This window comes from Pseudonocardia benzenivorans CB1190 (assembly GCF_000196675.2).
Classification (GTDB): Bacteria; Actinomycetota; Actinomycetes; order Mycobacteriales; family Pseudonocardiaceae; genus Pseudonocardia; species Pseudonocardia benzenivorans.
This window is the reverse complement of the sequence record NC_015312.1, coordinates 4,892,733-4,905,967: the sequence shown is the minus strand read 5'-3', so window position 1 is coordinate 4,905,967 and position 13,235 is coordinate 4,892,733. Positions and strand designations below refer to the sequence as shown.

14 protein-coding genes are annotated in these 13,235 nt (G+C 73.0%); 5 read left to right on the top strand and 9 right to left on the bottom strand.

From position 1 onward, the window contains the following. Positions 1 to 17: 17 nt before the first annotated feature. Positions 18 to 677: a TMEM175 family protein gene (locus PSED_RS23025; protein WP_013676644.1), complete on the top strand. Its 660-nt coding sequence runs from the start codon at positions 18 to 20 to the stop codon at positions 675 to 677. A 45-nt stretch (positions 678 to 722) separates the two neighbouring features. Here PSED_RS23025 and PSED_RS23020 read toward each other — a convergent pair whose 3' ends face one another. After that, positions 723 to 1,670, bottom strand: a complete 948-nt coding sequence (locus PSED_RS23020; protein ID WP_013676643.1) for an acyl-CoA desaturase — start codon at positions 1,668 to 1,670, stop codon at positions 723 to 725. A 69-nt stretch (positions 1,671 to 1,739) separates the two neighbouring features. Beyond that, on the bottom strand, positions 1,740 to 1,940 hold the full coding sequence (locus PSED_RS23015; RefSeq protein ID WP_013676642.1) for a cold-shock protein: 201 nt from the start codon (positions 1,938 to 1,940) through the stop codon (positions 1,740 to 1,742). Between the two features lie 266 nt (positions 1,941 to 2,206). On the opposite strand from PSED_RS23015, the gene PSED_RS23010 reads away from it, so the two are divergent. Then, positions 2,207 to 2,863: a TetR/AcrR family transcriptional regulator C-terminal domain-containing protein gene (locus PSED_RS23010; protein ID WP_202946456.1), complete on the top strand. Its 657-nt coding sequence runs from the start codon at positions 2,207 to 2,209 to the stop codon at positions 2,861 to 2,863. A 23-nt stretch (positions 2,864 to 2,886) separates the two neighbouring features. Here PSED_RS23010 and PSED_RS23005 read toward each other — a convergent pair whose 3' ends face one another. Together PSED_RS23005 and glnA are read right to left on the bottom strand one after the other, a co-directional pair. After that, positions 2,887 to 3,591, bottom strand: a complete 705-nt coding sequence (locus PSED_RS23005) for a DUF4097 family beta strand repeat-containing protein (RefSeq protein WP_013676640.1) — start codon at positions 3,589 to 3,591, stop codon at positions 2,887 to 2,889. A gap of 233 nt (positions 3,592 to 3,824) precedes the next feature. Continuing rightward, entirely contained in the window at positions 3,825 to 5,246 is a 1,422-nt protein-coding gene (gene glnA, locus PSED_RS23000; protein WP_013676639.1) for a type I glutamate--ammonia ligase, read from the bottom strand. A 182-nt stretch (positions 5,247 to 5,428) separates the two neighbouring features. On the opposite strand from glnA, the gene PSED_RS22995 reads away from it, so the two are divergent. After that, positions 5,429 to 5,902, top strand: coding sequence for an RDD family protein (locus tag PSED_RS22995; protein ID WP_013676638.1), 474 nt, complete (start codon positions 5,429 to 5,431; stop codon positions 5,900 to 5,902). Between the two features lie 60 nt (positions 5,903 to 5,962). On the opposite strand, the gene PSED_RS22990 is transcribed toward PSED_RS22995, so the two are convergent. Next, complete coding sequence (locus PSED_RS22990) at positions 5,963 to 6,697, bottom strand: DUF4191 domain-containing protein (RefSeq protein ID WP_013676637.1); 735 nt, start codon at positions 6,695 to 6,697, stop codon at positions 5,963 to 5,965. Positions 6,698 to 6,714: 17 nt separating this feature from the next. After that, positions 6,715 to 7,719 (bottom strand): lipoyl synthase, encoded by a 1,005-nt coding sequence (gene lipA / locus PSED_RS22985; protein WP_013676636.1) that lies wholly within the window; start codon positions 7,717 to 7,719, stop codon positions 6,715 to 6,717. 143 nt (positions 7,720 to 7,862) lie between these two features. Here lipA and PSED_RS22980 point away from each other — a divergent pair, with 143 nt between their 5' ends. Both PSED_RS22980 and PSED_RS22975 read left to right on the top strand, forming a co-directional pair. Beyond that, entirely contained in the window at positions 7,863 to 8,798 is a 936-nt protein-coding gene (locus PSED_RS22980; RefSeq protein ID WP_013676635.1) for an LLM class F420-dependent oxidoreductase, read from the top strand. Positions 8,799 to 8,853: 55 nt separating this feature from the next. Continuing rightward, entirely contained in the window at positions 8,854 to 9,537 is a 684-nt protein-coding gene (locus tag PSED_RS22975) for an HdeD family acid-resistance protein (protein WP_143770580.1), read from the top strand. A gap of 37 nt (positions 9,538 to 9,574) precedes the next feature. Here PSED_RS22975 and lipB read toward each other — a convergent pair whose 3' ends face one another. The 3 genes from lipB to sucB form a co-directional block, all read right to left on the bottom strand. Then, on the bottom strand, positions 9,575 to 10,342 hold the full coding sequence (gene lipB / locus PSED_RS22970) for a lipoyl(octanoyl) transferase LipB (protein ID WP_013676633.1): 768 nt from the start codon (positions 10,340 to 10,342) through the stop codon (positions 9,575 to 9,577). 29 nt (positions 10,343 to 10,371) lie between these two features. After that, positions 10,372 to 11,256: a TIGR01777 family oxidoreductase gene (locus PSED_RS22965; RefSeq protein WP_013676632.1), complete on the bottom strand. Its 885-nt coding sequence runs from the start codon at positions 11,254 to 11,256 to the stop codon at positions 10,372 to 10,374. Positions 11,257 to 11,338: 82 nt separating this feature from the next. Continuing rightward, on the bottom strand, positions 11,339 to 13,183 hold the full coding sequence (gene sucB / locus PSED_RS22960) for a 2-oxoglutarate dehydrogenase, E2 component, dihydrolipoamide succinyltransferase (RefSeq protein WP_013676631.1): 1,845 nt from the start codon (positions 13,181 to 13,183) through the stop codon (positions 11,339 to 11,341). Between the last annotated feature and the right edge of the window lie 52 nt (positions 13,184 to 13,235).

Here is a 13,235-nt window from a genome sequence, read left to right as displayed (position 1 = left end):
GACCGAGGGAGGACGGCATGGCCACTGAGGTGTCCGGGGGCGGGGACGACACCGGGCAGGAGGACGACCTCGAGCGGGAGGGTGGCGTCGGGATGGGCCGGCTGCTGGCCTTCAGCGACGGCGTGTTCGCGATCGCGTTCACGATCCTGGTGCTCGACATCGTCGTCCCGGAGGGGTTGAGCGCGCAGGCGTTGAAGGCGGCGCTGGTGGAGCAGCTGCCGTCGATCTGGTCGGCCGTCCTGAGCTTCGCGGTGATCGGCCGGTTCTGGATCTCCCACCACCACATGCTCGGCCTCGTGCGCAGGCCCGACGCCGGTGTGCTCGTCCTGAACACCGCGCTGCTCGCGACGATCGCGATGATCCCCTACACGACGTCGCTGCTGGCCGAGTACGGCGACGAGACCGTCGCGGTGGTCGTGTACTCGGCGACGGTCGCGGCCACCGCCGGACTGCAGCTGGTGCTGCTGTGGTGGGCGGTGCGGCGACGCCTGCTGGAGCCGCGGACGTCGCGCAACGAGCTCGTCGACACCGTGGGTGGGCTCACGGGCGCGGTGCTGGCGTTCGTCGTCGCGATCCCCGTCGCCTTCGCCTCGCCGACGGCCGGCGAGCTGTGCTGGCTGCTCGCGTTCGTCCCGGTGGGACCGATCATGCGGCGGTGGTCGCGCACGGACGGCTGATCCGCGGGCGACCACCGGCGACGGGCGGGACGGCGCGTCGGCGGCTCAGGCCGGGGTGCGGGCGAGGCGCTGCAGGCGGACCGGGGTCGGCCAGCGGACCGAGTCGGCCCAGCCCAGCTTCTCGAACACCCAGATGACCCGGGCGGAGATGTCGATCTGTCCGCGGCGTACCCCGTGGCGCGCACAGGTCGGGTCCGCGTGGTGGAGGTTGTGCCAGGACTCACCCATGGACAGGACGGCCAGCGGCCACACGTTCGTCGACCGGTCGCGGCTGGTGAAGGGGCGGTCGCCCATGACGTGGCAGATCGAGTTGATCGACCAGGTCACGTGGTGCAGGACGGCGACCCGGACGAGGCTCGCCCAGACGAACGCCGTGGCGGCGCCCCACCAGGACATGCTGATGAGACCGCCGAGCAGGGCGGGCGCGAGCAGGCTGGCCAGGGTGAGCAGGCCGAAGCTGCGGCTGATCCGGGAGATGTCGCGGTCGGCGACGAGGTCGGGGGCGAACCGGTCGGCGTTGGTGCGGGCCGGCTCGAACAGCCAGCCGACGTGCGACCACCACAGGCCCCGGACGAGCGCCGCGGGCGTGGTGCCGAAGCGCCACGGCGAGTGCGGGTCGCCCTCCTTGTCGGAGAACGCGTGGTGGCGGCGGTGGTCGGCCACCCAGGTGAGTACGTCACCCTGCAGCGCGAGACTGCCGGCGACGGCGAGCGCGATCCGCAGCGGACGCTTGGCGCTGAACGAGCGATGGGTGAACAGACGGTGGAAGCCGACGGTGACGCCCAGCGCCGACACGAGGTAGAACCCCACGGCGAGGCCGACGTCGGTCCAGGTGAGGCCCCGCCCCCAGGCCAGGGGGACGGCGGCGACGAGCGCGAGCATCGGCACGATGACCGCGACGTACACGAGGCCGACCTCGCCGCGGTGGCGGCGCCCGTCGAGCACAGGTTTCGGGCCGCTGCCCGTGGGGGCGGGCGCGGTCAGTGTCGTCACAGCGGAGGGTCCTCCTCGGTATGGGGGCATGGGGCGGTGTCGGGAGCGGGGCCGGGGACGGCCGGCTGGTCAGGGCTGCCACACGCCGGTGGCGTGCGGCCCGTCGGGGCCCTCGACGAGGGTGAACGTCACGCGGTCGCCCGGGCACAGGCTCTGCTGCCCGCCCCCGTCGATCTGCGCTCCGGAGACGGAGACCTCGGTGCCGTCGTCGAGGGTGATGACACCGATGCGACGGCGCGGATCGAACCACGTCACGGTTCCGTCGACCATGCCGCCTCCGCGCTCGAAATGTACCTGGCGTAGCGCTACGGTGTAGATCTACGTCGTAGACGCTACGCTGTAGCGGCGAACTGTCAAGTTGGAGCACGGGGGCTCGACGCGGAGAGTCACGGGGCAGAGTCACGGGGCATGGGGGGACGATGGAGGCCAGGGGAACGGCGGAGGGGGACGAGGCCGCCTCGTCCGGGGCCGGGGGTGGGCGGACGCTGCGGCGGGCCGCCCTCGACCGTCGGACGGTGCTCGTGGAGGCCCTCCGCATGATCGACGCGGATGGCGTCGAGGCACTGTCGATGCGCCGCCTCGGCCGCGCTCTCGGCCGCGACCCGATGCGGCTCTACCGGTTCGCCGCCAGCAAGGACGAGCTGCTCGACGGTGTCGTCGAGCTCGTGCTGGCGGATCTGCAGGTGCCGAGAGCGGTCGACGGGGCGGACTGGGACGTCGTCCTGCGCCGCTGCGCCCACAGCTTCCGCGCCATCGCGCTCGCCCACCCGCACGTCGTGCCGCTCCTGGTCACCCGCCCGCTGGCCACGCCCCTGGGGCTGCGCCCGATCGCCACGCTGCGCCCGCTCGAGGCGATCGTCGACCTGCTCGTGGGCGCCGGGTTCGACCCCAAGGGTGCGCTGCACGGCTACCGGCTGTTCACGGGGTTCCTGCACGGTCACGTGCTCAACGAGGTCCAGGAGCAGGTGGCCGACCCCGACGAGACCGACGACCTGCTCCGGCTCGGCCTGCACCGGCTACCGGCGCGTGACTTCCCACGGCTGCGGGCGCTCGCGCACGAGCTCGCCGCCTACGACGGGGCCGCCGAGCTCGACGAGGGCCTCGACATCCTCGTCACCGGCCTGCGCCACCAGCTCTCCGCCGGGCTGCGGTCCGGCCCCGCCCACCGTGAGGGCGGGGCCGGCGCCTCCTGAGCCGCGGCGCGGCGGCGCGCGGGTCACGCGGAGGCGAGCTGGATCGCTCCGCTCACCGTCGTCGCGGTGAGCGTCCGGGGAGCGGCCGGGTCGTCGACGACACGGACGCCGACGTCGCCGGACACGCTGCGCGTGCTCACGCGGTAGCCGGCGGGCGGCACGGCGAGGTGCACGTCACCGGAGACGGTGCGGGCCTGCACGTCGTCGGGCACGACGGCGAACCCGGCCCGGATCGGCCCGTCGACGGTCGTCGCCGCGAAGCGCGGCGTCCACAGCCCCGTGGCGTCGATCGCGCCGTCGACCGTCCGGACGCTCACCGCGGTCCCGGCGGGCACGGCGACCTGCTGTTCGGTCTCGCAGCCGAGGTGGAAGGACGGGCAGTCCGACCGCAGCGTCAGCACGCCGTCGGCGACCGCCGTGGTGAGGACCGGCTCGTCGCCGGGGGAGAAGTGGCGGACCGTCGTGGCGACGACGTCCGGGCCCTCCGCCGGGCGGAGCCCGACGGTGCCCGAGTCGACCTCGACGACGATCTCGCGGACGCCGGCGAACGTGCGGCTGACGGTGTCCTGCTGCAGCGACCGGGCGGTGGAGACGCCCAGCGCGACGGCCGCGACGGTCACGCCGACGACGAGGACGACGACGGCGCCGATGACGAGGGCGAGCCGGGCGCCGCGCCGACCGGAGCGGGGTGGCGGGGCGGCGGGGACGGGTGTGCGTGTCGGTGGCATGCGGCGAGGGTCCGCCGGCACGTGCCGCCGCGGCACCGGGCGGGCCCCGCGACAGGGGCAGGGTTTTCCCTCGTCGGAGCCGGGTCCCGGAGGCCCGTACGGACGGGCCACCCCGACGACGGGCCCCTGGAACGACGGGGGCCCGGCACCCACGCGAGGTGAGGTGCCGGGCCGACGCGGGCGTCGATCCCACGACCCGGGCGCGTCAGGCGCAGCCCGGACCGCTCAGTGGATCAGACGTCGTAGTACAGGGCGAACTCGTACGGGTGCGGGCGCAGGCGGAGCGGGTCGATCTCCGTCTCGCGCTTGTAGGAGATCCACGTCTCGATCAGGTCGGACGTGAAGACGCCACCCTCGAGCAGGTACTCGTGGTCGGCCTCGAGCCGGTCGATGACCGCGCCCAGGCTGCCCGGGACCTGCGGGATGTCCTTGGCCTCCTCGGGCGGGAGCTCGTAGAGGTCCTTGTCGATGGGCGCCGGCGGCTCGATCTTGTTCTTGATGCCGTCGAGGCCTGCCATCAGCATCGCCGAGAAGGCCAGGTACGGGTTGCCCGACGAGTCGGGGCAGCGGAACTCGATGCGCTTGGCCTTCGGGTTGTTGCCCGAGAGCGGGATGCGGATGCAGGCCGAGCGGTTGCGCGCGGAGTACACCAGGTTGACCGGCGCCTCGAAGCCCGGGACCAGGCGGTGGTAGGAGTTCACCGTCGGGTTGGTGAAGGCCAGCAGCGACGGCGCGTGGTGGAGCAGGCCGCCGATGTAGTAACGCGCGGTGTCGGACAGGCCGCCGTAGCCGGACTCGTCGTGGAAGAGCGGCTGGCCGTCCTTCCACAGCGACTGGTGCACGTGCATGCCGGAGCCGTTGTCACCGAACAGCGGCTTGGGCATGAAGGTGGCCGTCTTGCCGTGCTGCCACGCCGTGTTCTTGACGATGTACTTGAACAGCATGATGTCGTCGGCGGCGTGGAGCAGGGTGTTGAACTTGTAGTTGATCTCCGCCTGACCCGCGGTGCCCACCTCGTGGTGCTCGCGCTCCACGTCGAAGCCCATCGCGGTCATCGTCGAGACGATGTCGGCGCGCAGGTCCGCGTAGTGGTCGACCGGCGGGACGGGGAAGTAGCCGCCCTTGTAGTTGACCTTGTAGCCGAGGTTGCCGCCCTCCTCCTCGCGGCCGGTGTTCCACCAGCCCTCGGAGGAGTCGATGTGGTGGAACGTCTCGTGCGGGCTCGACGCGAAGCGGATCGAGTCGAAGATGTAGAACTCGGCCTCCGGGGCCATGTACGCGGTGTCCGCGATGCCCGAGGCGTTGAGGTACTCCTGCGCCTTGCGGGCGATGTTGCGCGGGTCGCGGCTGTAGGGCTCGCCGGTGATCGGGTCGTGCACGAAGAAGTTGATGTTCAGCGTCTTGTGCTTGCGGAACGGGTCCAGCCGGGCGGTCGCCGTGTCGGCGAACAGCGCCATGTCCGACTCGTTGATCGCCTGGAAGCCGCGGACGGACGAGCCGTCGAACGCGGCACCGTCCTGGAGCAGGTCGGCGGCGGTGGTGGCGGGGACGGTGAGGTGCTGCATGACGCCGGGCAGGTCGCAGAACCTGATGTCGACGTACTCGACCTTCTCGTCCGAGATGTACTTGAGTACCTCTTCGGAGTTGCTGAACACGCTCACTCGCTCCTTCGATGGGGCCGGGTTGATCGGCGGAGTCCGCGATGACCCGCATGGATCGGCTGAAATCGTCGTTGACGCTATGGCGGCGGTGTTGCCCGGCCGTCACCCTCGCGTTTCACCGAGGTTAACGGCCGGACCTGGGACTGACCTCACAACGCCCGCCTACGCTAAGGGGCATGAGCCGCTGGATCGACTCCTGGATGCCGGGATCACCCGCCGGATCCGACGACGCCGCCCCGCGCACGCCGCCCGGCGAGAAGTTCGGCCTGCCTGCGACGGGGGTGGGGTCGGTGGCCGGTTTCTGGCGCCGTGCCGGGGGTGTCACGATCGACTGGCTGCTGGGCTACCTCGTCTCGCTGCTGTTCGTCGGCGCGAGCTCGTTCGACCGCGGCTCGACGTTCGGCTGGACGATCTGGCTGGTCTGGTTCGCCATCACGGCGCTGTCGGTGGCGGTGTTCGGCTCGACGCCGGGCATGGCCGCGCTGGGCATGCGGGCGGCTCCCGTCGACGGCAAGGTGCTCGTCGGCATTCCGCGTGCCGTGGTCCGCACGCTGCTGCTCGGCGTCGTCATCCCGCCGTTGATCCGCGACGAGGACGGCCGCGGCCTGCACGACCGGGCGGCGAAGACGATCGTCATCCGTACCCGGTGACACGCGTCCCGACGGGGACAACCTGACCCGGGACGGGCCGGAGAGCGAGGCGGACGCCGGTCAGCGCCGCCGGACCGTGCGCTGCACGCTGCGCATCTTGGCGCCCTGCGGCAGCGGGCCCTTGGGCATCGCGGCGGTGCCGGTGCGCGTGCCGAGGGCGGCCAGCCGCGTCTCGAGCGAGTCCATCTGCTTGCGGTCGATGTTGCGCGGCAGCTTGCGCAGGTGGGTGTGCAGCTTCGACAGCGGCACCTCGTTGTCGCCGTTGCCGACGACGATGTCGTAGATCGGCGTGTTGCCCACGACGCGGGCGGTGCGCTTCTTCTCCTGCGCGAGCAGCGGGCGAACCCGGTGCGGGCTGCCCTCGCCGACGAGGACGACGCCGGGCAGGCCGATGACCCGGTGCACCGCGTCGAGGTGGGTGTTGCCGCTGACGCTGCTGGTGACCCGCCACTGGCCGCGCAGATTGTCCAGCGCCCAGCCCGCGGCCCCGGGCTGGCCCTCTGCCTTGCCGTAGACGGTGCGCTGCACCCGGCGGCCGAAGATGCTGACGGCCCCGAGCGCGCCCACCGCGATGCCCAGCGGCAGCGTGAACCACTGCAGGTGCCAGAACAGCCCGATGACGAACCCGAGCGCGCCACCGAGCACGACCGCGCCCACCATGAGCGGGATGAGCAGCTTGTCCTCGCGGCGCTGCATCTTGAACGCCTCGAAGATCTGGGAACGTCGCTGCTTGGATGCGGCGCGACGCTCGCGCTTCGCCGCGCTCCTCGCCGCCTTGTCGGGCTTACCGGCCATGGGGGCCAGGATACGTCTTAACTCCCGGCGAGCAGGGACCGAGCCTCCTGCGCGGCAGCGCCCTCGCTCGCGAGGTGGGCGAGGTTCGGGGAGAGCTCCTCACCGCGGGCCGCGACGGTCTGGGCGTAGAGCCGCCCGGCGCGGTAGGACGAGCGCACCAGCGGCCCGGCCATCACCCCGGCGAAGCCGATCCGCTCGGCGGTCTCGGCGTGCTCCACGAACTCCTCGGGCTTGACCCAGCGCTCGACGGGGTGGTGCCGGGCCGAGGGACGCAGGTACTGGGTGATCGTGATGATCTCGCAGCCGGCCTCGTGCAGGTCGGCCAGCGCGGCGGTGACCTCGTCGGGAGTCTCGCCCATGCCCAGGATGAGGTTGGACTTGGTGACCAGGCCGGCCGCCCGGGCCTTGGTGATGACCTGCAGCGAGCGGTCGTAGCGGAACGCCGGGCGGATGCGCTTGAAGATCCGCGGGACGGTCTCGAGGTTGTGCGCCAGCACCTCGGGGCGGGCGTCGAAGACCTCGGTGAGCTGGGCGTCGGTGTTGGTGAAGTCGGGGATCAGCAGCTCGACGCCGGTGCCGGGGTTGAGCGCGTGGATCTGGCGGACCGTCTCGGCGTAGAGCCAGGCGCCGCCGTCGGGCAGGTCGTCGCGCGCGACGCCGGTGACGGTCGAGTAGCGCAGGCCCATCTGGGCGACGGACTCGGCGACCCGGCGGGGCTCGTCGCGGTCGAGCTCGGCGGGCTTGCCGGTGTCGATCTGGCAGAAGTCGCAGCGTCGCGTGCACTGCTCGCCGCCGATGAGGAACGTGGCCTCGCGGTCCTCCCAGCACTCGTAGATGTTGGGACAGCCGGCTTCCTCGCAGACGGTGTGCAGGCCGCCGGTGCGGACCAGACCCTTGAGCTCGGTGTACTGCGGGCCGGTGCGGGCACGGGTGCGGATCCACGACGGCTTGCGCTCGATCGGGGTCTCGCTGTTGCGGACCTCGAGACGGAGCAGCTTGCGACCTTCGGGTGCGATCGTCACGCCCGCAAGGTTACGCCGCGCGATCTCGGCACGGCGCTGCCCTGAGTGCTGCCCTGAGTGCTGCCCGGAGCTGCACGGACGACCACGGACCGTCGCGCGGACGGCCTCGGCGGCCCGCGCCGCGCGGGGCTAGCGTTGACGCCGTGGACTTCCGGATCTTCACCGAGCCGCAGCAGGGTGCCGACTACGACGACCTGCTGCGCGTCGCGCGGGCCGCCGAGGACGCCGGCTACGACGCCTTCTTCCGCTCCGACCACTACCTCGCCATGGGCGACGTCAGCGGTGAGCCCGGCCCGACCGACGCCTGGATCACGCTCGCCGGCCTCGCGAGGGAGACCTCGCGCATCCGGCTCGGGACGCTGGTCACCGCCGCGACGTTCCGCCACCCCGGCCCGCTGGCGATCTCGGTGTCGCAGGTCGACCGGATGTCCGGCGGGCGCGTCGAGCTGGGCCTGGGCACCGGCTGGTTCGAGGCCGAGCACCTCGCCTACGGGCTGGAGTTCCCGTCGCTCGGGGAGCGCTTCGACCGCTTCGCCGAGCAGCTCGCGGTCGTCACCGGGCTGTGGGAGACGTTGCCCGGAGACCGGTTCTCCTTCTCCGGCAAGCACTACACCGTCGTCGACTCGCCCGCGCTGCCCAAGCCGGTGCAGCAGCCCCGCCCGCCGGTCGTCATCGGTGGCCGCGGCGCCACCCGGACGCCCGCTCTCGCGGCCCGCTACGCCGACGAGTTCAACGTGCCCTTCGCGGCCCCGGACCTCGTCTCGACGCAGTTCGAGCGGGTGGCGGCGGCCTGCGCCGAGATCGACCGGGATCCCGGTGAGATCGTGCGGTCCATCGCGCTGACCGTCTGCGTCGGGCGGACCGACGCCGAGGTCGCCGCGCGGGCGCTGATGATCGGGCGCGACGAGGCGCAGGTGCGTGCCGAGGGGCTCGCGGGCTCGCCCGCCGAGGCGGTCGACCGGCTCGGGCGGTGGCGCGAGCAGACCGGAATCTCCCGTGTCTACCTACAGCTGCTCGACCTGAACGACCTCGACCAGATCGAGCTCGTCGCGACGGAGGTCGTGCCCCAGCTGGGGTGAGCGGTCCCCTTTCGGGGGCTGGCCCGGCGGGCGCGGTCGGGTACGTTCTGCTCGCATGACGGTCCCTGGATCCAGCGCTGTGTCCGGTGTGGAGTCGATCGCGCGCGGCGTGTGGTGGCTCGTGCTGCTCAGGGGGATCCTGGGGATCCTCTTCGGACTCATCCTGTTGTTCACGCCCGGCACGGCGCTGCTCGCGCTCGTGTTCGTGTTCGGCATCTACGCGGTGCTCGACGGCATCACCGCCGTCGTCGCCGGCATCCGGCACCGGTCCCAGGACAACCACTGGGGCTGGCACGTCGTGCAGGGCGTGATCTCGGTCGCGGCGGGCATCGTCGCGTTCGTGTGGCCCGGCGTGACGGTGCTGGCGATCCTGTTCGTGATCGCGTTCTGGAGCATCGTCAACGGCATCGCCCAGATCTCCGAGTCGCTGGCGATGCGCCGCAACGGGTCCACGACCTGGGGCTGGATGCTCGCGGCCGGGATCCTGAGCATCGTGTTCGGCATCCTGCTGCTGGTGTGGCCGAAGATCGGTCTCGTCAGCCTGCTGTGGATCGCCGGGATCTACGCACTCGTGTTCGGCATCGTCGTCGTGGTCTGGGCGTTCCGGCTCCGGTCGGCGATCAGCGCGGTCGCCGGGAGCGGGACGGCGCCGGCAGCCGGGGACACGGGCCCGGCGGCCGCCGGCGGCGCGTCGCCCGACACACCGCCCCCGGCCGGGAGCGGGAACCACGAGCGGTAAACCGCCGCACTGCTCGGGCGGGGTCGACCGGGGACGGTCAGCGCAGCCGGGGGTCCAGCCGCAGGTCGATGCCGGCGGGCGCCGCCGGTCGTTCGACGACGTGCTCGACGACCGGGAGGGTGCCCTCCAGCGCGGCGAGGACGGCGTCGTGGGCGAGGCCGCGGACCTCCGCGACCGACACCCGCCGGCCCAGCTCCAGCGACAGCGACGTGACGCCCGCGTCGCTGATCCCGCACGGGACGATCTTGTCGAAGGCGGAGAGGTCGGCGTCGCAGTTGACGGAGAACCCGTGCAGGGTGACCCCGCCCTGGACGCGGACGCCGATCGCGGCCACCTTGCGCTCAGGACGGCCGCCCTCGGCGGGCAGCCACACCCCGCTGCGGCCGGCGACGCGGCCGGCGGAGGTCAGACCGAGCTGGTGGCAGACCCGGATCAGGGCCTCCTCCAGCCGGCGCACGTAGTCGACGACGTCGAGCGGCTCGGTCAGCGCGATGATCGGGTAGCCGACGAGCTGGCCCGGGCCGTGCCAGGTGATCAGGCCGCCGCGGTCGACGTCGATGACCGGGGTGCCGTCGGTGGGTCGGTCGGACGGGCGCGTCCGCCTGCCCGCGGTGTACACCGAGTCGTGCTCCAGCAGCATCAGCACGTCGGGGCCGGTGCCCTCGCGGCGGGCCGCGGCGTGCTCGCGCTGGCGGTCCCACGCCTCGAGGTAGCCGATCCGCTCGATGACCTCGGTCTGCACGGGACCCGTGCCGGCGCGGCAGCTGCGGGTGGTGGTGGGGACCGAGATCAGCGTGTCGGACATGGCCCCACAGTACGTCAGCGGGGGGTCCGTCAGACCGCCGCGGCGAGGGCCTCGGTCACTGTGTCGTGCCGGTGCCGGAAGCCCGCGTCGAGCAGTGCCTTCGGCACGGCCCGCTGCCCGAACAGCAGCATCTCCTCGCCCATCTCGCCGAGCACGGAGCGGATCACGACGGCCGGCACGGCGAACGGCGCCGGGCGCCCGAGGGCCTTGGCGAGCGTACGCGTCAGCTCCCGGTTGGTGACGGGCGTCGGCCCGGTGACGTTGACGGGCCCGGACAGCTCCGGGTGCTCGATCGCGAACACGATCGCGCCGACCTCGTCGTCGAGGGAGACCCACGACATGTACTGCCGCCCGGTGCCCAGCCGGGCGCCGAGACAGAGCCGCCACACCACCTTCATCGGAGCGAGCAGCCCACCCGACCGCGACAGCACCAGCCCGGTGCGCAGCAGCACCACGCGTGCGCCCGCCTCGGACGCGGGCGCGGTGGCCGCCTCCCAGTCACGGCAGACGTCGGCGAGGAAGCCGCCACCCGACGGCGCGGACTCGGTGACGGCGCGGTCGCCCGCGTCGCCGTAGTAGCCGACGGCCGACCCGCTGACCAGCGTCGGGACGCCGTGCTCGGCGACGGCGCGGGCGAGCACCTCGGTCGGGACGTTGCGGCTGTCGCGGATCGCCTGCTTGCGCGAGCCGCTCCAGGGGCGGTCGCCGATCCCGACCCCGCCCAGGTTGACCACGGCGTCGGCACCGTCGAACGTGCCGTCGTCGATGCGGCCGGCGGGTGGGTCCCAGCCGCGCTCGTCGGGGGCCGACGGAGCCCGCCGCACGAGCCGTACGACGTCGTGCCCGGCCGCGCGCAACGCGGACACCAGGCTGGTACCGATGAGACCGGACGAACCGGCGACGACCACGCGCACGCCCGTGATCCTTCCCGAGCCCACCGCGGCCCGCGACCGGAGCGGCCCGGCGGCCCGCCGGGGGCCGCCGGACCGTCGATGCCTACAGGCCCAGGTCGGACTCGAACGCGCCCTCCTCGAGGCGGGCCTTGACGGCGCTGACGAAGCGGCCGGCGTCGGCACCGTCGACGAGGCGGTGGTCGTAGGTCAGCGGCAGGTAGCAGACCGAGCGGATGGCGATGACGTCCTCGCCGTCCGCGCCCGCGACGACCTTGGGCTCCTTGACGATCGCCCCGGTGCCCAGGATCGCGACCTGCGGCTGGTTGATGATCGGGGTGTCGAACAGGGCGCCCGCGCTGCCGATGTTGGTGATCGTGAACGTGCCGCCGGACAGCTCGTCGGGACCGATCTTGTTGGCCCGGGTGCGGGCGGCCACGTCGGCGATGTGCCGGGCCAGGCCCGCGATGTTGAGCTCCTCGGCGTTCTTGATCACCGGGACGAGCAGGCCGCGGGGGGTGTCGACCGCGATCGCCAGGTGCACGGCGCCGTGGTAGGTCACCTCCTTGGTCTCCTCGTTGATCGACGCGTTGACCTGCGGGAACGCCCGCAGCGCCTCGATGGTGGCCTTGGCGAAGAACGGGAGGTACGTGAGCTTGACGCCCTCGCGGGCCTCGAACTCGGCCTTCGCCGCGGCGCGCAGCTTGGCGACGCGGGTGACGTCGACCTCCTGCACCGTCGTCAGCTGGGCCGAGACGGCGAGCGACTCGCGCATCCGCTGCGCGATGACCTGGCGCAGCCGCGGCATCTTGACGGTGGTGCCCGGCTGGGGCGCGCCGTCGGCACGCTGCGGGACCGCCGTCGGGGTGCGCGGCGCGCCGCTCGCGGCCGGCTGTGCGGGAGCGGCGGGGGCGGCCGGGGCCGGCGCGGGAGCCGCCGGGGCGGCCTTCTCCGCGGCCTTCTCGGCGGCGGCCAGCACGTCCTGCTTGCGGATGCGGCCGCCGACGCCGCTGCCCTGCAGCGTCGCCAGGTCGACGTCGTTCTCCGCGGCGAGCTTGCGCACGAGCGGGGTCACGTAGGGGATGCGGTCGCCACCGGCCGCATCGCCGTTGTCGCTCCCGTTGCTGCTGCTCGCGGCCGGTTCGCTCTGCCGGGGCGCGTCCTGCGTCGCGGCCGGCTCGGGCTCCGCCGGGGCGGCCTGCTGCGCCGGGGCCTGCTGCGCGGGCTCCTCCGCCTTCGTCTCCTGTGCGGGGGCCTCCTGCGGCTTCTCGGCGGGAGCGGACGGGGCGGCGGCGGCGGCCGAGCCGTCGCCGATCAGGGCGAGCTGCGCACCCACCTCGACCGTCTCGTCCTCGCCGACGGTGATCTCCAGCAGGGTCCCCGCGAGCGGCGAGGGGATCTCGGTGTCGACCTTGTCGGTCGAGATCTCCACGAGCGGCTCGTCGACCTCGACGGTGTCGCCGACCTGCTTGAGCCAGCGGGTGACCGTGCCCTCGGTGACGCTCTCGCCCAGCTCCGGCATCGAGACGGGGGACCCGCCGCCGGAGCCGCCCGAGCCCGACCCGGACGACGCGGCCGCCGGCTCCGGCTCGGCCGTCGCGGCGGGCTCGGCCTGCGCGGCCGGCTCGGGCTCGGGCTCGGCGGCGGGCTCGGGCTCGGCCTGCGCGGTGCCCGCGCCGCCGCCGGAGTCGGACCCGCCACCGGCCGCCTCGTCGGCGTCACCGATCACAGCCAGCTCGGCGCCGACCTCGACGGTCTCGTCCTCGGCGGCGACGATGCGCTGCAGGACGCCGGCCGCGGGCGACGGGATCTCGGTGTCGACCTTGTCGGTCGAGACCTCCAGCAGTGGCTCGTCGACCTCGACCCGGTCGCCCTCCTGCTTGAGCCAGCGGGTGACCGTGCCCTCGGTGACGCTCTCACCGAGGGCGGGCATCTGGACGGAGAAGGCCATGGCGGGTCGGAGCTCCTCTTGTGCGTGTCGCGTCGTGTGCGGGTGTCGGCAG

Excerpts from the sequence above, each read along its gene's own strand:
- PSED_RS23025 (WP_013676644.1), top strand. The coding sequence starts at position 18 with ATGGCCACTGAGGTGTCCGGGGGCGGGGACGACACCGGGCAGGAGGAC.
- PSED_RS23015 (WP_013676642.1), bottom strand. The coding sequence starts at position 1,940 with ATGGTCGACGGAACCGTGACGTGGTTCGATCCGCGCCGTCGCATCGGT.
- PSED_RS23010 (WP_202946456.1), top strand. The coding sequence starts at position 2,207 with ATGATCGACGCGGATGGCGTCGAGGCACTGTCGATGCGCCGCCTCGGC.
- PSED_RS23005 (WP_013676640.1), bottom strand. The coding sequence starts at position 3,591 with ATGCCACCGACACGCACACCCGTCCCCGCCGCCCCGCCACCCCGCTCC.
- PSED_RS22995 (WP_013676638.1), top strand. The coding sequence starts at position 5,429 with ATGAGCCGCTGGATCGACTCCTGGATGCCGGGATCACCCGCCGGATCC.
- PSED_RS22990 (WP_013676637.1), bottom strand. The coding sequence starts at position 6,697 with ATGGCCGGTAAGCCCGACAAGGCGGCGAGGAGCGCGGCGAAGCGCGAG.
- PSED_RS22975 (WP_143770580.1), top strand. The coding sequence starts at position 8,854 with ATGACGGTCCCTGGATCCAGCGCTGTGTCCGGTGTGGAGTCGATCGCG.
- lipB (WP_013676633.1), bottom strand. The coding sequence starts at position 10,342 with ATGTCCGACACGCTGATCTCGGTCCCCACCACCACCCGCAGCTGCCGC.
- sucB (WP_013676631.1), bottom strand. The coding sequence starts at position 13,183 with ATGGCCTTCTCCGTCCAGATGCCCGCCCTCGGTGAGAGCGTCACCGAG.